Raw genomic sequence first — 23,058 nt, forward strand, 5'->3', positions numbered from 1 at the left:
CGAAGTGAGGGAGCCGATGGCCGAACCGTCCGCCACGGAACCGGTGAGACCGGACCAGGGGAGCGGCGCCGATGACGCCGTCATCGCCACCCGCGCGCTCACCAAGCGCTACCGCGGCGGACAGCTCGCCGTCGACGGTCTGGACCTGACCGTCCCGGCGGGCAGCGTCTTCGGCTTCCTCGGCCCCAACGGCTCCGGCAAGACCACCACCATCCGCATGCTGATGGGCCTGATCGAACCCACCTCGGGCACCGCCCGGGTGCTGGGCCGGCCCATGCCGCGCGCCGCCCGCGCCGTACTGCCCCGGGTCGGCGCCCTCATCGAGGGCCCGGCCCTGTACGGCTTCCTCTCCGGACGCGACAACCTGCTGCGCTACGACGCCGCCGACCCGACCGCCGACCCGCGCACCCGGCGCGAGCGCGTCGCTCAGGCGCTGGACCGGGTCGGCCTCGCGGCTGCCGCCGGCAAGAAGGCGAAGGCGTACTCGCTCGGCATGAAGCAGCGCCTCGGGCTCGCCGCGGCTTTGCTCCAGCCGCGCCGCCTGCTCGTCCTCGACGAGCCGACGAACGGGCTCGACCCACAGGGCATGCGCGAGATCCGCGCGCTCGTGCGCGAACTGGCCTCCGACGGCACGACCGTCTTCCTCTCCTCCCACCTGCTGGACGAGATCGAGCAGGTGTGCACGCACGCCGCCGTGATGGCCCAAGGGCGCCTGATGACCCAGGGCGCGGTCGCCGACCTGGCGGCCGGGGCGCGCGGCCGGCTGGTGGTGACCACGCCGGACACGGGAGAGGCCGCCCGGCTGCTGAAGGAACAGGGGGCCGGGGACGTGGTCGTCGCCGAGGACCGGGTGACGGCGGAGCCGCCCGACCGCGACCTGGCCGACCTGAACGCCGCCCTGGTCGCGGCCGGTGTGCGGGTCCGCGGCTTCGCGGTGGAACGGGCTTCCCTGGAGGACGTGTTCGTGGCACTGACCGGGGAGGGCTTCGATGTCGCGGGGTGAGACGTCGCGGGGTGAGACGTCGCGGGCCGGGGCGCCGACGGAGGTCTCGCGGGCTGGGGCGTCGCCGGCGGGTGCCTCGCCGGCTGAGGCGCCGAGCGGGGTACGTGCTCCGAGTCCGCTGTGGTCCTTCGGACTGCTCCGCAGCGAACTGCTGATCACCTTCCGGCGCTGGCGCACCCTCGCTCTGCTGGGTGTGCTGGCCGCCGTGCCGGTCCTGGTGGGGATCGGCGTGAAGATCGAGACGAGCGACGGGGCGTCGTTCGGCGGTGGTGGCGGCGAAGGGCCGGCGTTCATCTCGCAGATCAGCAACAACGGTCTGTTCCTGGTCTTCACGGCGCTCGCCGCGACCCTCCCGTTCTTCCTGCCGATGGCCGTCGGCGTCATCGCGGGCGACGCGATCGCGGGCGAGGCGAGCGCCGGCACGCTCCGCTACCTCCTGGTCGCCCCGGCCGGCCGGACCCGGCTGCTGCTCGCCAAGTACGCCACGGTGATCGCCTTCTGCGTCGCCGCCACACTGGTGGTCGCCGTCTCGGCGCTCGCGGTCGGGGCGCTGCTGTTCCCGGTCGGTGATCTGACCACCATCTCCGGCACCCGCATCACCTACGCCGAAGGCCTGGGCCGCGCGCTGCTGATCGCCCTGGTCGTGGCGGCCTCACTCGTCGGCGTCGCGGCCCTCGGCCTGTTCGTCTCGACCCTCACGGGCAGCGGCATCGCGGCGATGGCGACCACGGTCGGGCTGCTGATCACCATCCAGATCCTCGACCAGATCCCGCAGCTCGACGCGCTCCAGCCGTACTTCTTCCCGCACTACTGGCTGTCCTTCGCCGACCTGATGCGCGAACCGGTCTACTGGGACGACCTGGTGAGGAATCTCGGCCTTCAGGCCGTCTACGCGGCGGTGTTCGGCTCGGCGGCCTGGGCGCGGTTCACGGCGAAGGACATCACCTCGTAGGCACGGTCTCCACCGCCTGCTCGTACGGGAAACGGGCGAGTGGCGCCTCCTGCGCGAAGAAGGTCTTCGCACGGGCCAGTGCCTCGGTGTCGTTCAGGACGTCACCGGGCCTGCTGCCGTTGCCGAGCAGTACGCCGCCGAAGCGCATCCCCATGTAGGCCGCCGAGTTGTTCAGGCTGCCGATCAGCGGGTCGGCAACCTCCTGCTCCTGGTGCGCGAGCGCGGTGACGCCCCACAGGGTGCGGCCGGCGAGGGTCGACTTGAAATCGAGGCCGGGGGTGCGCAGCCAGCCGGACCAGTGGTCGAGGTAGCGCTTGACCGGTGTGGACAGCGAGTACCAGTACAGCGGCGAGGCGATCACGATGTCCGTGGCGGCGAGGGTGGCATCGAGCAGCAGGCCCGCGTTGCCCCCCGTGGGGCGCACGTGGTCGCTGTCGTGCCGCAGATCCTCGAACTCGGGCAACGGATGATCGGCCAGGCCGATCCACCGCTGTTCGGCGTGCGCGGGCAGTTGTTCGGCGGCGCGGCGGGTGAGCAGCTCGGTGTTGCCTTCGGGCCGGCTGCTGCCCAGCAGGAAGAGAAAACGGCGGGTCATGAGGTCCCCCGGAGTCATCGGCGTGCGCGAATACCAGCGCATGCATTATATGCACACGCATGAGGCTGTTTCAGGTCCCTGTCACATGTCTGCCCGCCCGTCCGCTCCCCTTCCGTGTCACCCCCGCCCCGCGCGGCCGCACCGCGTCGACCTGCCGATACGGGCGTGACCTCCTGGAACGAGCCTGTGACACCCCGGTGACGTGAGAATCGCGAGCGAGCGGAGAGACTCGACAGTGGGTGTAAGACAGGCATGACAGGCATGACAGGCTCTGGACGGCAGGGAACCGAAACCGCCGACGGAAGCCGCCGATGAGTGGGGGAACGATGTCTCGACTCGGCCGCGACAAGCAGCGGGTCCACGAGGGCGCCGAGCGTCCGCCCGCCCTTGCGGCGACGCCGATCGACGTCCGCGTGCCGGACGCCGGTTCCGGCGCACGCAGCGCGTCGATCGACGGTTCACTGGTCGTCGCGGCCCCCGGCGAGGAGATCCAGAACGCCGTCCTGAACCGCCTGCACCGCCTCGCCCTCGCCGCCGGCCGTCCCGTCCTCGCCACGATCCACGACGAGCGCATCGGCTGTTCCGTCCCGCTCCGGGTCGACCCGGACGGTTCCAGTCACCTCGCCGCGGAACCGGTACCGACGGCTCCCGATGAGGCGGCCGTACGACGGGACCGGCCCACGTACATCATCCGGCCGGTGGAGCCGGTGGAGCCGGTGGAGCCGGGGAGGGACAACGCCCCGACGTTCCGCCTGCCGACGGCGCCCGAGCCGCAGCGGGCGCCGGTCGGCGAATCCGCGCCGACGTTCACGCTGCGGGCTCTGCCGGAACCGGCCGGGGGAGCGGCGGCGCCCGGTACGGTCGCGCCGCCGACGGGAGTGTTCGGACCGCCGCCCCGGATGGACGGCGCCCCCGCGGACGGCACCCCCGAAGGTGCGGGGCCGCAGCCCGCGCCCGGGCGGGCCGCCGCCCCGAAGCCCGCCCTCGTCCCTGAACCGGTCGTCGACCTCGGCCCCGATCCCAGGCCCACCCCCGCCCGCGGGTTCGACGCGGTGGCCGAGGCCGTACTCGGGGACGCGCCGCTCACCGCGCCCGGTGACGCCACCGCCCCGGCGCTCCTCGCGGAGCCGACGGCCCGGATCAACGAAGCCGTCAAGGAGGGGCGTACGGAGGTCGCGGCTCAGCTGGCCGAACAGGCCGTGACGGAGGCCTCGCAGACGCTGGGGCCGCAGCACCCGGAGGTACTCCGGCTCCGAGAACTCACCGCGTACATCGCGTACTTGTCGGGTGACCCGGACCGTGCCTTCCTTCTCTCCCTGGACCTGGCCCGGATACACCGGCGCGCAGGCGACGGGGAGGCCGCCTACGGCAACGTCCAGAGCGCGGCCACCGCCTGGCGCGCCGTACGTGATCCGGCGCGAGGTCTGGAGCTGGGCCATGACCTGGTCGAGCTGTGGAGCGAACTCGCCGCCGAGGAAGGGCCGGCCGCCGAGGACGCCGAGCAACTGGACTCGGCGCGCACCCGGATGGTCCGACTCGCCGACCGCGTCCGCACCCGGACCGGCTGAACGGCCGGCTGGACGTCTGCCGGTTGAACGGCTGCCGGCTGAGCGGTCGGCCGGGCGGCCCGCCCGGGATGTGAGTCCTACTGCGACAGTTCCCACATCGCGTACGCGATGGCGTCGCTGTTGCGGTTCAGCGCCGTGTCGTTGATGTTGGCGGTGGTGTCGCAGGACGAGTGGTAGCAGCGGTCGAACGGCTGGCCCGCGGTGCCGCCCCACTTGGCCGCCTGCGCGGTCGTCTTCCGGTGGTCGGCGCCGGTGAAGAGGCCGCCGACGGGGACGCCCGCGTTCTTGAAGGGAGCGTGGTCGGAGCGGCCGTCGCCCTCGGTCTCGATCTCCGTGGAGATGCCGAGGCCGGTGAAGTAGTCCTTGAAGGTCTTCTCGATCGTGGGATCGTCGTCGTAGACGAAGTAGCCGGCGTTGGGCGAGCCGATCATGTCGAAGTTCAGATAGCCGCTGATCTTCGCGCGGCCCGCGGAGCCGAGGCTGTTGGCGTAGTGGCGGGAGCCGACCATTCCCAGTTCCTCCGCACCCCACCAGGCGAAACGCAGGTGCTTGGCGGGCTGGTGGCCGGACCGGGCCACGGCGAGCGCGGTCTCCAGGACGGCCGCGGAGCCGGAGGCGTTGTCGTTGATGCCCGGGCCGGACGAGACACTGTCCAGATGTGACCCGGCCATGACAACCTGGTTCGCGTCACCGCCGGGCCAGTCGGCTATCAGGTTGTAGCCGGTACGGCCGGAGGCGGTGAACCGCTGGACGGTGGTGGTGAATCCGGCCGCGTCCAGCTCGGCCTTCACGTAGTCGAGTGAGGCCTGGTAGCCGGAGCGGCCGTGGGCTCGGTTGCCGCCGTTCGCCGTGGCGATCGACTGCAGCCGCGTCAGGTGGGCCTTGACGTTGGCTATCGGTATGTCGGGTGCCGCGGCGACGGCCGCCGGTCCGGAGGCGGCCGCGGGGTGCTGGGAGGCGGGGTGCTCGGGCGCGGGTGCCGCGCCGGCCGCGGATCCGCCGGTCACCAGCGTGGCGGCCGCGACGGCACCGGCCGTCAGCGCACGCCCGGAAAGGGGGAGCTTCATGTGGGGGGCTCCGGATTCCTAGGGAGTCCCCGAGGGGGACTCCGCAGTGAATGGGGTGCCTGGATGGTGTGGCCGGGGCTGACCGTCCGTCAAGACCGTTATCCGGCCACGGTGTCGCGTATATCGGAAGCTCTTGATCGTGCCTTCTGATCGTCCCTCTTGACCGCGCCCTGATCGCGCCCCTGATCGCGCCCTGCATCGCCCCCTCGGTCGCCTCTCAGTGGACGCAGAACTCGTTCCCCTCCGGGTCAGCCATCAGCACCCACTCCCCGCCCGGCTCCTTCACGTGCCGCAGCACGCTCGCTCCCAGCGCCTCCAGCCGGGCGACCTCCTCCGCGCGCCGCCCCTCGGCGGAGTGCACGTCGAGGTGGATGCGGTTCTTGCCGGTCTTGGCCTCCGGCACGCGCTGGAACAGCAGCCGCCGCCCCAGCCCGGTGCCGCTCTCCTCCTGATAGGGGTCGTCTGGGTGCCGAACGGCGGCCAGGTCCCGCCAGGCGCGGCGGCCGTGGGACTCGACGGTCAGCTCGGCCGGTACGGCCCCGAACCCCAGCAGCTTCTCGATGAGCGCACTGTTGTCCTCCACCTCGTAGTGGAGGGCCGCGGCCCAGAAGTCCGCCTGCGCGTGCGGGGCGGAGGCGTCGATGACGACCTTGAAGTGCAACGGAGCGGGAGTCGTACCCGGAGTCGAAGTCATACGACCTTTTATACGCGTGCGGGCTCTGCTGGACGCCCTCTTCACGCTCACCGCGGACCGCGCACCTGGACGCCCGCTCCGGAGGTGGCGGGGGCAGGCGCTCCGGATGCCACGACCTCCGATGCCCGCGCGGCGCTCCCCTCGACCGGCGGCACGCCGTCGCCCGCCCGGTCGAGCCGCGCCCGGAGGGTCCGGGCGGTCCGGTGGGCGGTGCGCAGGGCGTCCCAGGTGAGCAGTGCCAGTGCCAGCCACACCAGACCGAAGCCGGCCCAGCGCTCGGGCGGCATGGCCTCGCCGAAGTAGAGGATGCCGAGCAGGAACTGGAAGACCGGGGCCAGGTACTGCAGCAGCCCCAGTGTGGAGAGCGGCACGCGGATCGCCGCGGCCCCGAAGCAGACCAGGGGGATGGCGGTGACCAGACCGGTCGCGGCCAGCAGCGCCGAGTGCCCGAAGCCCTCGGAGGTGAAGGTCGACTCACCCTGCGCGCCCAGCCACAGCAGGTAGCCGAGCGCGGGCAGGAACTGGACCGCTGTCTCGGCGGCCAGCGACTCGACGCCGCCGAGGTTGACCTTCTTCTTCACCAGGCCGTACGTGGCGAAGGAGAAGGCGAGGCAGAGGGAGATCCACGGCGGTTGGCCGTAGCCCACGGCGAGGACGAGTACGGCCGCGAAGCCGGTCCCGACAGCCGCCCACTGTGCGGGCCGCAGCCGTTCCTTCAGGAGCAGCACGCCCATCGCGATGGTGACCAGCGGGTTGATGAAGTACCCGAGGGAGGCCTCGACGACATGGCCGCTGTTCACGGCCCAGATGTAGACGCCCCAGTTGACGGTGATGACGGCGGCGGCCACGGTGACCAGGCCGAGCCTGCGCGGCTGCCGCAGCAGCTCGCCGGCCCAGGCCCAACGCCGTACGACGAGCAGGGCGACGGCGACGAAAACCAGGGACCACGCCATCCGGTGGGCGAGGATCTCCCCGGCTCCGGCGGGCTTCAGCAGCGGCCAGAACAGCGGAACGAGCCCCCACATCCCGTACGCCGCGAAGCCGTTCACCAGGCCTGTTCGCTGCTCACTCCTCGACGACCCGGCCACGGGCACCTCCTTCTCGCGTACGGCATGCCAGGACGAAGGTAACGCCGCACCCGCCCGCCTGTCATGCCCGTATCGGCATACGGTCATGACAGGCGGGCGGCGGGTGCTGTGGAGGTCAGCTCTTGAGTGCGGCGGCGACGGCCTCGGCGAGCGGCGTGGTCGGGCGCCCGGCCAGCCGGGACAGGTCACCGGTGGAGACGACCAGCTCGCCCTTCTCGATGGCGGCGTCCACGCCCGCGAGGACGGCGGCCAGCGGACCCGGCAGTCCCGCGCCGGTGAGGATGCCGGTGTACGCCTCGGTGGAGACGGGGTTGTAGACGATTTCCTTGCCGGTCTGCCGGCTCAGCTCGGCCGCGTACTCGGTGAAGCTCCAGGCCTCGTCGCCGCCCAGCTCGTACGTCCTGTTCTCATGGCCGTCGCCGGTCAGTACGGCGACGGCGGCGGCCGCGTAGTCGGCGCGGGAGGCGGAGGAGAGCCGGCCCTCGCCGGCCGCCTGCACGACGGCACCGTGCTCCAGGACCGGGGCGAGCTGCTCGGTGTAGTTCTCGTGGTACCAGCCGTTGCGCAGCAGCACGTACGGCACGCCTGAGTCGACCAGCACCTTCTCCGTTGCGCGGTGGTCGTCGGCGAGCGCGGCCGTGAGGCTGCTGGGGGCGCTGGTGTAGGCGAGCAGGGCGACTCCGGCCTTCCGGGCCGCGTCGATCACGACCGTGTGCTGCTGGACGCGGCCCTTGTCGAACTCGTTGCCGGAGATCAGCAGCACCCGGTCACCGGCCCCGAACAGGCTGGCGAAGGTCTCGGGGGCGTTGTAGTCGGCGACCGCGAGCCGTACGCCTCGGGCGGCGAGCCCGGCGGCCTTGTCGCGGTCGCGGACGACCGCGGTGACCTGGTCGGCCGGCACCTTCTCCAGCAGTTGCCGCACGACGTGGCGGCCGAGGTTTCCGGTGGCTCCGGTGATGACGATGCTCATGACTTCTGTACTCCTTGCGGGGGGCGATGTCACTCACCATAGGAGCTACGCTAACTGCTGGAAAGTGCCCACTTCTAAGTAAGGTACCTACGTCTGGGTAAGTCAGCTGGTCGGCTGGGTAAGTCGACTGGACAAGTCAGCCGATGAGCTGAGCCTGTAGCCGCATGGGAAGAGGCCCGGACGCATCCGTCCGGGCCTCTTTCCGGGTGTGAACCGCCCTCGGTCTCAGCCGACGACCGTCCAGGTGTCGCCGCCGGCCAGCAGGGCCGCGAGGTCGCCCTTGCCGTCCCTCTCGATGGCGTGGTCGAGCTGGTCGGACATCTGGGTGTCGTAGACGGGCCGGTCGACGGAGCGCAGCACACCGATGGGCGTGTGGTGCAGGGTGTCGGGGTCGGCCAGACGGGAGAGGGCGAAGGCAGTGGTGGGGGAGGCGGCGTGGGCGTCGTGGACCAGGATGTCGGCTTCGTTGCCGTCGGTGACGGTGACGACCTTCAGGTCGCCGGTGGCCGGGTCACGGACGACGCCCTTCCCCGCGTCGGTGCCGAAGCGGATGGGCTGACCGTGTTCCAGGCGGATCACGGCTTCCTCGGCCTGCTGCTTGTCCTTGAGGGCTTCGAAGGCGCCGTCGTTGAAGATGTTGCAGTTCTGGTAGATCTCGATCAGGGCGGTGCCGGGGTGTTCGGCGGCCTGGCGCAGGACCTCGGTGAGGTGTTTGCGGTCCGAGTCGACGGTGCGGGCGACGAAGGAGGCTTCCGCGCCGATGGCGAGGGAGATCGGGTTGAAGGGCGCGTCCAGTGAGCCCATCGGGGTCGATTTGGTGATCTTGCCGACTTCGGAGGTGGGGGAGTACTGCCCCTTGGTCAGGCCGTAGATCCGGTTGTTGAACAGCAGGATCTTGAGGTTGACGTTGCGGCGCAGGGCGTGGATCAGGTGGTTGCCGCCGATGGAGAGGGCGTCGCCGTCGCCGGTGACGACCCAGACGGACAGGTCGCGGCGGGATGTGGCCAGTCCGGTGGCGATGGCGGGGGCGCGGCCGTGGATGGAGTGCATCCCGTACGTGTTCATGTAGTACGGGAAGCGGGAGGAGCAGCCGATGCCGGAGACGAAGACGATGTTCTCCTTCGCCAGGCCGAGCTGGGGCATGAAGCCCTGTACGGCGGCGAGGATGGCGTAGTCGCCGCAGCCGGGGCACCAGCGCACTTCCTGATCGGACTTGAAGTCCTTCATGGACTGCTTGCCCTCTGCCCTGGGGACGAGGGAAAGCGCCTCGATCGTGCCCGTGCCTTCCGTGGACGTCTCAGCCATCGATGGCCTCCTTCAGGACCGTGGCGAGCTGTTCCGCCTTGAACGGCATGCCGTTGACCTGGTTGTACGACGTGGCGTCGACCAGGTACTCGGCCCGGACGAGACTGGCGAGCTGGCCCAGGTTCATCTCGGGGATCACGACCTTGTCGTACCCGTTCAACACCGCGCCGAGGTTGTGCGGGAAGGGGTTGAGGTGACGCAGGTGCGCCTGCGCGATCGCCTCCCCCGCGCTGCGCAGCCGGCGCACGGCGGCGGTGATGGGCCCGTACGTCGAACCCCAGCCCAGGACCAGGGTCCTCGCCCCGTCCGGGTCGTCGACGACGACGTCAGGAACGTCGATGCCGTCGATCTTCGCCTGGCGGGTGCGGACCATGAAGTCGTGGTTGGCCGGGTCGTACGAGATGTTCCCGGTGCCGTCCTGCTTCTCGATGCCGCCGATCCGGTGCTCCAGCCCGGGGGTGCCCGGCACGGCCCAGGGGCGGGCGAGGGTGTGCGGGTCGCGTTTGTACGGCCAGAACACCTCGGTGCCGTCGTCCAAGGTGTGGTTCGGGGCCTGGGTGAACTGCACCGCGAGGTCCGGCAGCTCGCCCGGCTCCGGGATCCGCCACGGCTCGCTGCCGTTGGCCAGGTAGCCGTCCGAGAGGAGGAAGACCGGGGTGCGGTAGGTCAGCGCGATCCGCGCCGCCTCCAGAGCGGCGTCGAAGCAGTCGGCCGGGGTGCGCGGGGCGACGACGGGGACCGGCGCCTCGCCGTTGCGCCCGTACATCGCCTGCAGCAGGTCGGCCTGCTCGGTCTTGGTGGGCAGGCCGGTGGAGGGGCCGCCGCGCTGGATGTCGACGACCAGCAGCGGCAGCTCCAGCGAGACCGCGAGCCCGATCGTCTCGGACTTCAGTGCCACGCCGGGGCCGCTGGTGGTGGTGACGGCCAGTGATCCGCCGAAGGCGGCCCCCAGCGCGGCACCGATGCCGGCGATCTCGTCCTCGGCCTGGAAGGTCCGCACGCCGAAGTTCTTGTGCCGGCTCAGCTCGTGCAGGATGTCCGACGCGGGGGTGATGGGGTAGGAACCGAGGAAGAGGGGCAGGTCGGCCTGGTGGGAGGCGGTGATCAGGCCGTAGGCCAGGGCCAGGTTCCCGGAGATGTTGCGGTACACGCCCGGCGGGAAAGCCGTGACCGCGGGAGCCACCTCGTAGGAGAACGCGAAGTCCTCCGTGGTCTCACCGAAGTTCCAGCCCGCCCGGTACGCGGCGATGTTCGCGGCGGCGATGTCGGGCTTCTTCGCGAACTTGGCCCTCAGGAACTTCTCCGTGCCCTCGGTGGGCCGGTGGTACATCCAGCTCAGCAGCCCGAGCGCGAACATGTTCTTGCTGCGCTCGGCCTCCTTGCGAGTGAGGTCGAACTCCTTGAGGGCCTCGACGGTCAGAGTGGTCAGCGGCACCGGATGCAGGTGGTAGCCGTCGAGGGAACCGTCCTCCAGCGGCGACGTGTCGTAACCGACCTTCTGCATCGCCCGCTTGGTGAACTCGTCCGTGTTGACGATGATCTCCGCACCGCGCGGCAGATCGTCGATGTTCGCCTTCAGCGCGGCCGGGTTCATGGCGACCAGCACGTTGGGCGCGTCACCGGGGGTGAGAATGTCGTGGTCGGCGAAGTGCAGCTGGAACGACGAGACACCCGGCAGGGTGCCGGCGGGTGCGCGGATCTCGGCCGGGAAGTTCGGCAGCGTCGACAGGTCATTGCCGAACGACGCGGTCTCCGAGGTGAAACGATCGCCGGTGAGCTGCATCCCGTCGCCCGAGTCCCCCGCGAACCGGATGATCACCCGGTCCAGCCGGCGGACGTCCTTCGCCCCGACCGGTTTGCGCTGCGCTCCCATGACGGTCTCGTCGGTTCCGTCGGCCTGCTCCGCTGGGCTGCTGACCTGGCTGGTCACTGAACTGGACCTCCCTCGAGGCGGCTGTCAGAGGACTGGTCTCGCACCGAACGTCCCAGGATCAACCCTACGTCCGGGGGGGTTGACTTCCGGTGGACATTCGCATGATGGACACAACTCGAGATGGCCCGCAGCCCCGGCATTCCAGGGTTCTCCCACACCCCGGCACCCCCCGGCACTGGTGACTTCAGTGAAGACGCACCCTGCTGTTGCCGCGGTTACTCATGCGTCCGGATGGGCGGCGGGCCGCCGCGCCCGACCGCTGTTTCCGAGGTGCGGGCTGCCCGATGTCAGGAATTGAGATAGGTGAGTACGGCGAGCACCCGACGGTGATCACCGTCGCTGGGGGACAGCCCCAGCTTCATGAAGATGTTGCTGACGTGCTTCTCGACGGCGCCGTCGCTCACGACGAGCTGCCTGGCGATCGCCGAATTCGTCCGGCCCTCGGCCATCAGGCCCAGAACCTCCCGCTCGCGCGGGGTCAGCCCCGCGAGGACGTCCTGCTTGCGGCTGCGCCCGAGCAACTGCGCGACCACCTCCGGGTCCAGGGCCGTACCGCCCTGCGCCACGCGTACCACCGCGTCCACGAACTCCCGCACCTCGGCCACCCGGTCCTTGAGCAGGTAGCCGACGCCGCGACTGGAACCGGCCAGCAGCTCCGTCGCGTAGCGCTCCTCCACGTACTGCGACAGCACCAGTACGCCGAGGCCGGGGTGCGCCTTGCGCAGCTGCACCGAGGCGCGCACTCCCTCGTCGGTGTGTGTCGGCGGCATCCGTACGTCCGCCACCACGACGTCCGGCAGCTCGCCCTGCGCGTCCAGCTCGGTGATGGTCTTGATCAGTGCCTCACCGTCACCGACACCGGCGACCACCTCGTGCCCGCGGTCCGTCAGCAACCGGGTCAGCCCCTCTCTGAGCAGCACTGAATCCTCGGCGATGACCACCCGCACCCTGTCCTCCACGATCCTCGGCCCCCCACAGCCCGTCGCCGCACGGCCCGCGCGGCCCGCGCCGCGCCCACGAACCGTCCGTGCGACAGGTCCAGCATTCCACCATCGGAGACCGGATGGGTTCGGGCAACGGGAAGACAGCGGGAAGAGCGGTGCGTCAGTCCGGGTCCGGCCGCTTGATGGCCGGTTTCCGATCACGCCGCCGGCTCCCGGGGGAGAGGGCGCCGGCGTTTCCAGTCGATTGCGCGACATGGTGCTGCACGGCACGGCACGGCACGGACGTGGCACGGCACGGACACAGCAGGGCTCGGCACGTCACGGCACGGTGCGGATGTGGCGCGGCACGGTACGGCACGTCATGGCGGACGCGAGGACGTGGCGACGCGAGGACGTGGCGACGCGAGGACGTGGCGACGCGAGGACGTGGCGACGCGAGGACGTGGCGTGGTGCGGTGCTGACGGACGTGGCGTCCGCGTCGTGAGGGCCTCAGCGGCCGGTCACGCGGCGGCTCACCTGGCCACCGGCTCGCTCCGCCACGGCAGCTCCGCCGTCACCTGCGTCGGTCCGCCGGCCGGCGAGTCCACCACGAGGATGCCGTCCACCGCGTCGAGCCGCTCCGCCAGCCCCGCCAGCCCCGACCCGGCCGACACGGTCGCCCCGCCCACACCGTTGTCCACGACCTGGAGCATCAGCCGGTTCTCCACCCTCCAGACCTCCACGGCGGCCGACGTGGCCCGCGCGTGCTTGCTGATGTTCTGCAGCAGCTCCGACACCGTGAAGTACGCGATCCCCTCGATCGCCGACGCCGGGCGCTCCACCAGGTCGACCTCGACCCGCACCGGTACGGCGCAGCGGGAGGCGACCGAGGAGAGCGCCGCGTCCAGGCCCCGGTCGGTCAGGACGGCGGGATGGATGCCCCGGGCCAGGTCCCGCAGCTCCTGGAGCGCCGTCTTCACCTCGCCGTGCGCCTCGTCCACCATGATCGCCGCCGCCTGCGGGTCCTCCCTCAGCTTCTCCTTGGCCAGGCCCAGATCCATGGCCAGGTTGACCAGGCGGGCCTGTGCTCCGTCGTGCAGGTCACGCTCGATGCGCCGCAGGTCGGCCGCCGCCGTGTCCACCACGACGCCGCGGTCCGACTCCAGCTCCACCACCCGCGTCGCCAGCCGCGACGGTCCGAGCAGCCCGTGCACCATCAGCCGGTCCACCGTCGTCAGCGCCCGGACGATCCACGGCGTCGCCAGCGTGAACAGCAGTCCGACCAGCGCGGTCACGGTGATCTCGAAGGGGTTGTCCAGGTAGATGCGGTGCGTCTGGTCGCCGTACAGCTGGAGCCCGTCCTGGCCGGCGTACATCGGGAAGACCCAGAACCACAGCGGGTACGTCAGCATCGCCCAGCCGAACGCCCAGACGTTGACGGCGACGACGAACGAGAACACCGACCACGGGAACTGCAGCACCGCGTACAGCAGGCTCCGCCAGGAGGTGCCGCTCTTCAGTACGGCTCCCATCCAGCCCATCGCGCCCTGCTTCTTCAGCCGCAGCGGCTCCGGGGCGGACACCTTGAGACCCAGCAGGGCGCGGGCCCGCGCCCGTTCCACCGCGCCGAGACCGCGGCACCCGGCGAGTGCCGCCGCCAGCACCGGGACCCCCAGGAACGTCACCAGCAGGCCCGCTCCCAGCGACACCATGGTGACGGCGTACGTGAAGAGCAGAACGCTGATCGGCAGGCTCAGCAGCACGTAGCCGAACTCCCGCCAACTGCGTGCCTCGAACGGTGCCCGCAGCCCCGCCGGCAGCCGGTGGCGTCGCGCACCGGTGCCCCCGGGGAAGCCGGGCCCGCTCCCGAACCCGTAACTCTGTGCGTGTTCCGTGGCCATCGGTGCCGTCCTTCTCCTCGTCCTACGGCTGTGCTGTCGTAACTCCACCCTCCTCGGCCGCACGCCAACGGGCCATGGAGCTCGTCGGCGTCTGAAGAGGGGGGTTTTCCCCACCCCCCAGAGGTGGGGAGCAGGGAGTCGGAAGGGGCGGGCGGTCCACGTCAGCTGTCTCGTGGTCGGATTCCTCGTGCCCGTCACCTCCTGGCGGAGGTGCGGGAGGCGTCCCGGACGCCCTCGCGGTCGCGCCACGGCAGCTCGGCCGTGACCACTGTCGGGCCGCCCTCGGGCGAGTCGACGACGAAGATGCCGTCGACGGCTGTCAGCCGGTCGGCGAGGCCCTTCATCCCCGTACCGCCGTCGAGGCGTGCGCCCCCGCGGCCGTCGTCCCCCACCTGTATGAGCAGCCGGTCGGACGACCGCCACACCTCCACGGACGCGGACTTCGCCCCGCTGTGCTTGCTGACGTTCTGGAGCAGCTCCGAGACGGTGAAATAGGCGATGCCCTCGATGGCCGCCGCGGGGCGCTCCGCGAGGTCGACGGTCACCTTGACCGGCACGGTGCAGCGGGAGGCGACCGAGGAGAGCGCCGCGTCCAGGCCGCGGTCGGTCAGGACGGCGGGATGGATGCCGCGCGCCAGGTCCCGCAGCTCCTGCAGGGCCAGTTTCACCTCGCCGTGCGCCTCGTCGACCATGGCCGCCGCCGCGTCGGGGTCCTCCAGGAGCTTCTCCTTGGCCAGGCCCAGTCCCATGGCCAGGTTGACCAGGCGGGCCTGTGCCCCGTCGTGCAGGTCGCGCTCGATGCGCCGCAGGTCGGCCGCCGCCGTGTCCACAACGATCCCCCGGTCCGACTCCAGCTCGGCGATCCGCCGCTCCAGCTCGTCGGACGGGGACAGCAGCCCGCGGACCATCGCCCGGTCGGCGTTGGCCAGGCCCCGCGCGACGAACGGCAGCACCGGCCACAGCACGAACAGCGACGTCAGTGTGATGACGAAGGTGAGGATGCCCCAGGGGAGCCGTATGACGTCGTACAGGACGGTGCGCCAGCCCACCGGGTCCTTCAACGACATCCACAACTGTGCGAAGAACCCGTCCCCGCTCCGCCACGGCAGCCGGCTCGGTTCGTCCACCCGTACCCCGAGCAGCGCCCGGGCCCGCGCCCTCTCCAGCTTGCCCAGCTGTCGCGCGCCCAGCAGCCCGGCCGCCAGCAGCGGGAGCCCGACCACCGTGACCGTCAACCCGACGCCGACGGACAGCATCACCATGACGTAGCTGAATCCGAGCAGCGCCGCCGGGAAGTTCGCCAGCAGGTGGGCGATCTCCTTCCAGGTGTGCCGGTCGTATGCGAAACGGGCCGGCGGCAGGCGGTCACCGGTCGCTGCGCCGGTGGTCCTGGCGGGGGTCGTGGTCGAGAGGCGTTCGGTCATACGAGTCAGCGTGCCGTGCGGTGCGGCGCCGCGCCATGAGGTGGACCGCCGGGATGCACTGAGGAAAACCCCACCCCTCGCGTCTCAAGGTGCGACGGGCTGCTTACCGTCCCTTTATCAGGCCCTAGACTCCCGTGCGTACAGATCGTCGAACAGCAGCGTTCAGGACAGGGAGCGAGGGACGCAGGTGCCGGAACCGACCGTCGGCGATGTGAGCGCCGGCCATGTGACCGTCGCTGACGCCACCGTCTCCGACGCGGGCGTCGGGCTCGCCGCAGACTATTTCCAGTCCTACTCGGTCGTCGGACTGCTCGCCGTGGTGGGCGTGCTCTTCGTCGCCGTCGCTTTCGGAGCCGGGCGCCTGCTGCGGCCCGTGGTCCCGACGCCCGAGAAGCTGTTGACGTACGAGTGCGGTGTCGACCCCGTCGGCGAGGGCTGGGCCCACACCCAGGTCCGCTACTACGTCTACGCGTTCCTCTACGTCATCTTCGCGGTCGACTCGATCTTCCTTTTCCCCTGGGCGACGGTCTTCGCCGACCCCGGCTACGGCGCGACGACCCTCGTGGAGATGTTCATCTTCCTCGGCTTCCTCGCCGTAGGGCTGTTGTACGCATACAAGAAGGGCGTCCTGTCGTGGACGTGAACCCCTCCGGACCCGTGCCGCTCCCCGAGCCCAAGAGGCTGGGCGCGCTCGCCCGCCTCGCCCCCGAGCCGATGAAGGTGGTCCTGAACTGGGGCCGCCGCTACTCCCTCTGGGTCTTCAACTTCGGCCTCGCCTGCTGCGCGATCGAGTTCATCGCCGCGTCGATGGCCCGCCACGACTTCATCCGGCTCGGCGTCATCCCGTTCGCGCCGGGCCCCCGCCAGGCCGACCTGATGGTGGTCTCGGGCACGGTGACCGACAAGATGGCGCCGGCCGTCAAGCGTTTGTACGAACAGATGCCCGAGCCGAAGTACGTCATCTCCTTCGGGGCCTGCTCCAACTGCGGCGGCCCCTACTGGGACTCCTACTCCGTGACGAAGGGTGTGGACCAGATCATCCCGGTCGACGTCTATGTTCCCGGCTGCCCACCGCGGCCCGAGGCGTTGCTCCAGGGGATCCTGAAGCTCCAGGAGAAGATCGCGCGGGAGTCGCTGGGGGAGCGGTACGGGAGCGCACCGCGGCCGTCGGCGGCCGCACTGCGGAGCGGCCTGGTGCGACCTCCGGCTCCTGACGCCGCCGCCGGTTCCGACGCCGCCCCCGCACCGGACGCCGACGCCGCCCCCGCCCCGGACTCCGCCGTGGACCGGGCCTCGGACTCGGGGGAGGCACGATGACCGCGGTCGGCTGGCTGCCCGCCGACGCCGAGGAACTCTTCGGTACCGGGGCCACGGCCGAGGAGACGTACGACCTCCTCACCGTGGACGTGCCACCGGCGTCCTGGATCTCCGCCCTGGAGACCGCCCGTGACCGGCTGGGCTGCACGTATTTCGACTGGTTGAGCGCGGTCGACGAACCGGGCACGGGTTTTCGCGTCGCGGCGCATGTCGCGGCTCTCGGGCCGGTGCGCCGACTGCTGGTGCGTACGACGGTGCCGCACGAGGCCCCTGTGCTGCCCACCGCCGTCGCGGTGTACGCGGGCGCGGCCTGGCACGAGCGCGAGACCCACGAGATGTTCGGCGTCGTCTTCGAGGACCACCCCGCGCTGGACCACCTGCTCCTGCCGGAGGGTTTCGAGGGCCATCCCCTGCGGAAGGACTTCGTCCTCGCCGCCCGCGTGGCCAAGGCCTGGCCCGGGGCCAAGGAGCCGGGCGAGTCCGATCACGGCGGTCCCCGGCGCCGCCAGATGCTGCCGCCGGGCGTCCCCGATCCCAACGAGTGGGGCCCGCTGAAGGGCCAGTTGCCCCCCGCTCCTGGGCGCCCGGCACGCGGGGCAGGGCGTGCGGCGGGGGAACGTCCGGCCCGGGCGGCAGGCGACCGACCGGCCCGCCGGTCCCGCACGGCCACCGAAGGCTCCGCCAGTCAGACGGCAGCCGGTGCCGACACCCCGGCCTCTCCGCGCCGTTCCCGCACGGCGGCGGAGGGTTCCGCCAGTCAGACGCCCCCGGCCGCCGAGTCCTCCGCTGCCCCGCCGGTCAGGCGTGCGCGGAGCGCGAGCGAGGGATCCGCCTCCCAGCGGGCGGGCGCCCCGGCGGACGAGCCCACCGCGGCGACTTCGGCTGGGCAGGGCTCGGCTGGGCAGGGCTCGGCTGGGCAGGGCTCGGAGGGGCAGGGATCGGTCGAACAGGGCTCGGCTGGGCTGGACGGTGCCGGGGCGGCTGCCCCGCCGACTGGACGTGCGCGCGACGCCGGTGAGGACTCGGCGTCGCAGCGGGCCGGATCGGGCGGCACCGCGGGTTCCCGGCGCACCCGGAGCGCGTCGGAGGGCTCAGCGAGCCGGCGCGCAGCCCCCGGCACACCCTCAACCCCTGACACCCCCTCCGCCTCCGGCACTGAGACGCCGGACGAGTTGGCCGTCGGCCCCGCCATCCCAGCCGGCGACGACACCGCTCCCTCCCCGACCGCCGAGGAACCGGCCCCGCAACCGGCCCCCTCCGCCCCCCGCAGCCCGGACGCCCCGTGGCATCACGCCCGCCCTGCCTTTGACGAGGCAGCGTCTGAGTCGCGTCGCGCGAAGGAACGGCAGCCGGACACGACCCCGGACGCCGAGGCGTCCCCGAACCCCGAGGCGTCCCCGAACCCCGAGGCGGCTCCAAACCCCGAGGCTCCCGAAGCCACGGAGATTCCGAACGAGCCCGGTACCAACCAGACCCAGAACCAGGATCAAACCCAGACCCAGACCCAGAACCAGAACCAGAACCCGAACCGCCCGAACTCCTCAGGAGGCCAGCAGTGAACGACGCGCTCGACGTCACCCTGCGCCTCCTGATCGTCTTCGTCGTCTTCCTCACCTTCCCCTTGATCGTCGGCCAGACCGAGCACAAGGTGATGGCCCACATGCAGGGCCGCCTCGGCCCGATGTACGCCGGCGGCTTCCACGGCTGGGCCCAGCTCGTCGCGGACGGGGTGAAGTTCGCACAGAAGGAGGACGTGGTCCCCGCCGACGCGGACCGCCGTATCTTCCAACTGGCCCCCGCTGTGGCCCTCCTGCCGTACCTCCTGGTTCTCCTGGCCATCCCCATCGGCCCCGGAGAGGGCGCGGTCGGTCAGGTCGTCGACGCGGGCATCTTCTTCGTCCTCGCCGTCATGGGCGTGGGCGTCCTCGGTTCGCTCATGGCCGGCTGGTCCTCCGCCAACAAGTTCTCCCTTCTGGGCGGCCTGCGCACCGCCGCCCAGCTCCTCGCGTACGAACTCCCGATGCTGCTCACCGCCGCCTCCGTGGCGATGGCGGCCGGCACGGTCTCGCTCGTCGGCATCCTCGATGCCTTCGAGTGGTGGTGGCTGCCCTGGCAGATCGTGGGCGCGATCGTCTTCTTCGTCGCCGGGCTGGCCGAACTGCAACGGCCCCCGTTCGACATGCCGGTCGCCGACTCGGAGATCATCTTCGGCGCCTACACCGAGTACACCGGCCTGCGCTTCGCCCTGTTCCTCCTCGCCGAGTACGCCGGGATCGTCGTCCTGTGCGGCCTGACCACCGTCCTCTTCCTGGGCGGCTGGCACGGCCCCTGGGGCTCCGACGGCCTCGGTTGGGTGTGGACGCTGCTGAAGACGGCCGTCCTCGCCTTCGTCGTGATCTGGCTACGCGTGACCTATCCGCGCCTGCGCGAGGACCAGCTCCAGAAGCTCTCCTGGACCCTCCTCGTCCCCCTCTCCCTCGCCCAGATCGCCCTCACCGGCATCGTCAAGGTGGTGATCCAGTAACCATGCCCCCCATCCCCGGCTCGGGTCTGGCCAAGGGCCTGGCCGTCACCCTCCGCACGATGACCAAGAAGACCGTCACCGAGCAGTACCCGGACGCCCAGCCCGAGCTTGCGCCCCGGACCCGCGGGGTCATCGGCCTGTTCGAGGAGAACTGCACGGTCTGCATGCTGTGCGCCCGCGAGTGCCCGGACTGGTGCATCTACATCGACTCCCACAAGGAGACGGTCCCGGCGGCGACCCCCGGCGGACGCGATCGCAGCCGCAACGTCCTGGACCGCTTCGCCATCGACTTCTCCCTGTGCATGTACTGCGGTATCTGCATCGAGGTCTGTCCTTTCGACGCCCTGTTCTGGTCCCCGGAGTTCGAGTACTCCGAGACCGACATCCGTGATCTCACCCACGAGCGCGACAAGCTCCGCGAGTGGATGTGGACGGTCCCGGCCCCGCCCGCCCTCGACCCCGGCGCGGAGGAACCGAAGGAACTCGCCGCCGCACGCAAGACCGCCGACAAACTGGCCGCCCAGCAGGAAGCGGCCCGGCCGGCCGAACCGCACGCCGACGAGCAGGCCCGCGCCGCCGAGCAGCCCACCCGCCCGATGGGCGACTCCAAGCAGCAGACGGACCAGCCGAGGCCCACGTCGGACCAGCCGAGGCCCACGTCCGACCAGCCGGAGCAGGAGGGCCGGGAATGACCCTCGCAGCGACCGTCGGCCACCTCGCCGCGGACTTCACGACAACGGCCGCCGAATCCCACGGCTTCCTCTCGCCGACCGGCGTCGAGATCGCCTTCCTCCTCGTCGGCCTGGTCACCTTCGGCGCCGCCGTCGTCACCGTCACCACCCGGCAGCTCGTCCACGCCGCCCTGTGGCTGGTGGTGGCCCTCGGTGGCCTCGCCGTCGAGTACCTCCTGCTCACCGCCGAGTTCATCGCCTGGGTGCAGGTCCTCATCTACGTCGGTGCAGTCGTCGTCCTCATCCTGTTCGGCCTGATGCTCACCAGGGCCCCCATCGGCCGGTCCCCGGACGCCGACTCCAGCAACCGCTGGGCCGCCCTCACCGTGGCCGTTGCCGCCGCCGCGGCTCTGGTGTGGGTCGTCGTCGACGCGTTCCGCACCACCTGGATCGACCTGGACGGCCAGGCCGCCGGCTCCACCGCCGTGACCGGGGCGAGCCTCTTCCAGAACTGGGTCCTCCCCTTCGAGGCCCTCTCCGTGCTCCTCCTCGCCGCCCTGGTCGGCGCGATCGTCCTGTCCCGCAAGGCGAAGTCGGACCGTGCAACCGACAACGGCCGTGCAACCGACAACGGCCCTGCCGCCGACACCAGCCGTGCCGCCGCCACCAGCCGCAGGACCGAAGCCGACCGGCCGACCGGCCCGAACCGTGCCGACAAGGGTGGTGTCAGCTGATGCACCTCGCCTATCCCGTCGTTCTCTCCGCCCTCCTGTTCTGCACAGGCCTGTACGGCGTCCTCGCCCGTCGCAACGCGATCCTGGTCCTGATGTCGGTCGAGCTGATGCTCAACGCCGTCAACCTCAACCTGGTCGCCTTCGACGTCTGGCTCAGCAACGCAGCCGAGGAGACCCTGCACTCCGGCCAGGCACTGACCCTGTTCATCATCGCCATCGCGGCCGCCGAGATCGGCATCGGCCTGGCCATCGTGCTCGCCGTCCACCGCAACCACGGCACCTCGGACATCGACAAGCTCCGCGACACCGCCGAGGGCCACGAGCCGGACGGCCCCGACCCCGATGCCCCCGCGACCGGGGCGGCCGCCGAGAAGGCTGAGGCCACCGCGTGACCACGACCAACCTCGCCGCACTCGTCCCCCTCCTCCCTTTCCTGGGGGCGGCCGCAGGCCTTCTGCTGGGCCGCACGGCGCCCGGGTTCGTCCGCCCGCTCGCCGTCCTGCCGACGCTGACCGCTCTGGTCCTCGCCGTAGTGGTCGCGGCCCGCCAAGGCGGCGGCCGGGCCGTCGACGCCGTCACGGAGCTGACGCCCACCGGTTCGGTGCCCATCGAACTCGCCCTGCACATCGACGGCTTCGCCGCCCTCGTCGCCGTCCTGGTCGGCAGCGTCGCCACCTGTGTGCAGATCTACTCGACGGGCTACCTGCGCGACGACCCCCGCTACCCCTCGTACGCCGCTCTCGTCTCCCTCTTCACCTCCGCCATGTTCCTCGTCGTCTACTCGGGCGACCTGATGGTGCTGCTGGTCGGCTGGGAGATCATGGGCATCTGCTCGTACTTCCTGGTCGGCCACTACTGGGAGACCCCGGAGGCGCGCGCCGCCTCCCTGAAGGCATTCCTGGTGACCAAGCTCGGTGATGTCCCCTTCCTGATCGGCCTGCTGGCACTGGCCACCGACGTCGGTTCCTTCCGCATCACCAAGGTCCTCGGCGCGGTGGCGAGCGGCTCGCTCGACCATCCGACGCTGATGGCCCTGCTGCTCCTGGCCGGGGTGGCGGGCAAGTCGGCGCAGTTCCCACTGCACACCTGGCTCCCCGACGCGATGGCGGGCCCGACGCCCGTCTCCGCGCTGATCCACGCCGCGACGATGGTCGCCGCCGGTGTGTACTTCGTCGCCCGGCTCCTTCCGCTGTTCGAGGCATCACGGGCCGCAATGGTCGTCCTCGCCGTCATGGCCGCCGTCACGATGGTCGGCTCGGCGCTCGCCGCGCTCGCCCAGGACGACATCAAGCGCGTCCTCGCCTACTCGACCATCGGGCAGCTCGGCTACATGACCGGCGCCCTCGCCGCGGGCGACCGTGGCGCCGCCGTCTTCCACCTCCTCACGCACGGTGCCTTCAAGGCGCTGCTCTTCCTCGCCGCCGGTGTGATCATCCACGCCGCCGGCACCAACTCGCTGGCCGCCCTGTCCCGCATGCGGAACCTGCGCGACCGTGTCCCCGACGCCTACTGGACGATGACCGTGGCCCTGCTCGCGCTCGCCGCGATCCCCCCCTTCAGCGGCTTCTTCTCGAAGGAATCCGTCCTCGGTGTCGCGGAGCACGTCGCCACCGGCCACACCGAACACGCGCCCGGCGCCGCGGGCTGGACCGTCCTCGTCGCCGGCCTGGTCACGGCCCTGCTCACCGCGGCGTACGCGATGCGCCTGTGGCTGCTGGCCTTCCGCGGGCGGGGCACCGAGGCCCCCGACCACGGCAGGCAGCCGGTCGTCATGAACGCCGTGCTCTGGGTGCTCGCCGTTCCCTCGCTCGCCCTTGGCGGGCTGGCATTCCGCCTCCTGCCCGACTGGTTCGACGGCCACGACCTCACCCCGACGCTCACCACTTCCGTGCTCGGCACGGGCGTGGCGCTGGTCGGCGGCATCGTCACCTACGCCGCCTGGCGCCACACCGCGGCGCTCGCGGGCCGCACTCCACTGGGTGCGGTCGCGGCTCACCCGGAGGGCGACGCCGCGCTGGTGGAGACCGAGGCCATCGCCAGTCACAAGCCCGCCTACGGCGATGTCGCCCACGCCCCCGACCCGTCGGACCCCGGACGGCTCCTGCTGGGCCCGCTGCACCGGCACGCAGCCGTCGGCTTCCACCTGGACTCGGCGTACACGAACCTCTTCGTCCGCCCGGTACTGGCCGGCGCGAGCCTCGTCCGGTTCCTCGACCGCGAGGTCGTCGACACCTACGTGCGCGGAGCGGGCACCCTGCCCCGATGGTTCGGGACAGCCGTACGGCGTGCCCAGACCGGCAACTTGCAGACCTATGTGAGCGCGCTGCTCGCCGGCACCGTCGTCCTCGCGGTCGCCGCCGTCCTCGTCGCCACGGGAGCGTGAGCAGG

General features: G+C 71.2%; 21 protein-coding genes. 11 read left to right on the forward strand and 10 right to left on the reverse strand.

The annotated features are described in order from the left end of the window. Window positions 1-16: 16 nt before the first annotated feature. Window positions 17-1,003 (forward strand): ATP-binding cassette domain-containing protein, encoded by a 987-nt coding sequence (locus tag ACH4F2_RS03580; RefSeq protein ID WP_398131032.1) that lies wholly within the window; start codon window positions 17-19, stop codon window positions 1,001-1,003. Next, complete coding sequence (locus tag ACH4F2_RS03585) at window positions 990-1,955, forward strand: ABC transporter permease (protein ID WP_398131033.1); 966 nt, start codon at window positions 990-992, stop codon at window positions 1,953-1,955. The genes ACH4F2_RS03580 and ACH4F2_RS03585 overlap by 14 nt, the downstream gene beginning before the upstream one ends. Here the strand turns inward: ACH4F2_RS03585 and ACH4F2_RS03590 are convergent. Continuing rightward, window positions 1,945-2,550 (reverse strand): flavodoxin family protein, encoded by a 606-nt coding sequence (locus ACH4F2_RS03590; RefSeq protein ID WP_398131034.1) that lies wholly within the window; start codon window positions 2,548-2,550, stop codon window positions 1,945-1,947. The genes ACH4F2_RS03585 and ACH4F2_RS03590 overlap by 11 nt on opposite strands. A 326-nt stretch (window positions 2,551-2,876) precedes the next feature. Here ACH4F2_RS03590 and ACH4F2_RS03595 point away from each other — a divergent pair, with 326 nt between their 5' ends. Further along, a complete protein-coding gene (locus tag ACH4F2_RS03595; RefSeq protein ID WP_398131035.1) occupies window positions 2,877-4,118 on the forward strand; it encodes a tetratricopeptide repeat protein in 1,242 nt (413 codons plus the stop codon). Window positions 4,119-4,195: 77 nt separating this feature from the next. On the opposite strand, the gene ACH4F2_RS03600 is transcribed toward ACH4F2_RS03595, so the two are convergent. The 9 genes from ACH4F2_RS03600 to ACH4F2_RS03640 form a co-directional block, all read right to left on the reverse strand. Beyond that, on the reverse strand, window positions 4,196-5,185 hold the full coding sequence (locus tag ACH4F2_RS03600) for a M28 family metallopeptidase (RefSeq protein WP_398131036.1): 990 nt from the start codon (window positions 5,183-5,185) through the stop codon (window positions 4,196-4,198). A gap of 217 nt (window positions 5,186-5,402) precedes the next feature. Next, the gene (locus ACH4F2_RS03605) at window positions 5,403-5,879 is read right to left on the reverse strand and encodes a VOC family protein (RefSeq protein ID WP_398131037.1); all 477 of its coding nucleotides are present in this window, start codon (window positions 5,877-5,879) and stop codon (window positions 5,403-5,405) included. 47 nt (window positions 5,880-5,926) lie between these two features. Then, window positions 5,927-6,967 carry an EamA family transporter RarD gene (gene rarD / locus ACH4F2_RS03610; protein ID WP_398131038.1) on the reverse strand — a complete coding sequence of 347 codons (1,041 nt, stop codon included), beginning with the start codon at window positions 6,965-6,967 and terminating at the stop codon, window positions 5,927-5,929. Window positions 6,968-7,082: 115 nt separating this feature from the next. Next, the gene (locus ACH4F2_RS03615; protein ID WP_398131039.1) at window positions 7,083-7,937 is read right to left on the reverse strand and encodes an SDR family oxidoreductase; all 855 of its coding nucleotides are present in this window, start codon (window positions 7,935-7,937) and stop codon (window positions 7,083-7,085) included. Window positions 7,938-8,162: 225 nt separating this feature from the next. Further along, window positions 8,163-9,242: a 2-oxoacid:ferredoxin oxidoreductase subunit beta gene (locus ACH4F2_RS03620; protein ID WP_398131040.1), complete on the reverse strand. Its 1,080-nt coding sequence runs from the start codon at window positions 9,240-9,242 to the stop codon at window positions 8,163-8,165. Then, window positions 9,235-11,172 carry a 2-oxoacid:acceptor oxidoreductase subunit alpha gene (locus ACH4F2_RS03625; protein WP_398131041.1) on the reverse strand — a complete coding sequence of 646 codons (1,938 nt, stop codon included), beginning with the start codon at window positions 11,170-11,172 and terminating at the stop codon, window positions 9,235-9,237. The genes ACH4F2_RS03620 and ACH4F2_RS03625 overlap by 8 nt, the downstream gene beginning before the upstream one ends. A 290-nt stretch (window positions 11,173-11,462) precedes the next feature. After that, on the reverse strand, window positions 11,463-12,122 hold the full coding sequence (locus ACH4F2_RS03630) for a LuxR C-terminal-related transcriptional regulator (RefSeq protein ID WP_398131265.1): 660 nt from the start codon (window positions 12,120-12,122) through the stop codon (window positions 11,463-11,465). A gap of 510 nt (window positions 12,123-12,632) precedes the next feature. Further along, window positions 12,633-14,000 (reverse strand): sensor histidine kinase, encoded by a 1,368-nt coding sequence (locus ACH4F2_RS03635; protein ID WP_398131042.1) that lies wholly within the window; start codon window positions 13,998-14,000, stop codon window positions 12,633-12,635. 194 nt (window positions 14,001-14,194) lie between these two features. Further along, the gene (locus ACH4F2_RS03640; RefSeq protein ID WP_398131043.1) at window positions 14,195-15,424 is read right to left on the reverse strand and encodes a sensor histidine kinase; all 1,230 of its coding nucleotides are present in this window, start codon (window positions 15,422-15,424) and stop codon (window positions 14,195-14,197) included. 187 nt (window positions 15,425-15,611) lie between these two features. On the opposite strand from ACH4F2_RS03640, the gene ACH4F2_RS03645 reads away from it, so the two are divergent. From ACH4F2_RS03645 to ACH4F2_RS03680, 8 genes are read left to right on the forward strand one after another with little or no spacing between them, the layout of a single operon-like run. Then, window positions 15,612-16,067 (forward strand): NADH-quinone oxidoreductase subunit A, encoded by a 456-nt coding sequence (locus ACH4F2_RS03645; RefSeq protein ID WP_398131044.1) that lies wholly within the window; start codon window positions 15,612-15,614, stop codon window positions 16,065-16,067. Next, entirely contained in the window at window positions 16,058-16,741 is a 684-nt protein-coding gene (locus ACH4F2_RS03650) for an NADH-quinone oxidoreductase subunit B (RefSeq protein ID WP_398131045.1), read from the forward strand. Before ACH4F2_RS03645 ends, ACH4F2_RS03650 begins: the two co-directional genes overlap by 10 nt. Beyond that, entirely contained in the window at window positions 16,738-18,300 is a 1,563-nt protein-coding gene (locus ACH4F2_RS03655) for an NADH-quinone oxidoreductase subunit C (protein WP_398131046.1), read from the forward strand. Before ACH4F2_RS03650 ends, ACH4F2_RS03655 begins: the two co-directional genes overlap by 4 nt. Further along, complete coding sequence (locus ACH4F2_RS03660; protein WP_398131047.1) at window positions 18,297-19,265, forward strand: NADH-quinone oxidoreductase subunit H; 969 nt, start codon at window positions 18,297-18,299, stop codon at window positions 19,263-19,265. The genes ACH4F2_RS03655 and ACH4F2_RS03660 overlap by 4 nt, the downstream gene beginning before the upstream one ends. 2 nt (window positions 19,266-19,267) lie before the next feature. After that, window positions 19,268-19,957, forward strand: coding sequence for a 4Fe-4S binding protein (locus ACH4F2_RS03665; RefSeq protein ID WP_398131048.1), 690 nt, complete (start codon window positions 19,268-19,270; stop codon window positions 19,955-19,957). Next, window positions 19,954-20,670, forward strand: coding sequence for an NADH-quinone oxidoreductase subunit J (locus tag ACH4F2_RS03670; RefSeq protein WP_398131049.1), 717 nt, complete (start codon window positions 19,954-19,956; stop codon window positions 20,668-20,670). Before ACH4F2_RS03665 ends, ACH4F2_RS03670 begins: the two co-directional genes overlap by 4 nt. Further along, window positions 20,670-21,062, forward strand: a complete 393-nt coding sequence (gene nuoK / locus ACH4F2_RS03675) for an NADH-quinone oxidoreductase subunit NuoK (RefSeq protein ID WP_398131050.1) — start codon at window positions 20,670-20,672, stop codon at window positions 21,060-21,062. The genes ACH4F2_RS03670 and nuoK overlap by 1 nt, the downstream gene beginning before the upstream one ends. Further along, window positions 21,059-23,053, forward strand: coding sequence for an NADH-quinone oxidoreductase subunit L (locus ACH4F2_RS03680; protein ID WP_398131051.1), 1,995 nt, complete (start codon window positions 21,059-21,061; stop codon window positions 23,051-23,053). Before nuoK ends, ACH4F2_RS03680 begins: the two co-directional genes overlap by 4 nt. Window positions 23,054-23,058 lie beyond the last annotated feature (5 nt).

This window comes from Streptomyces sp. NPDC017890, assembly GCF_044328675.1.
Classification (GTDB): domain Bacteria; phylum Actinomycetota; class Actinomycetes; order Streptomycetales; family Streptomycetaceae; genus Streptomyces.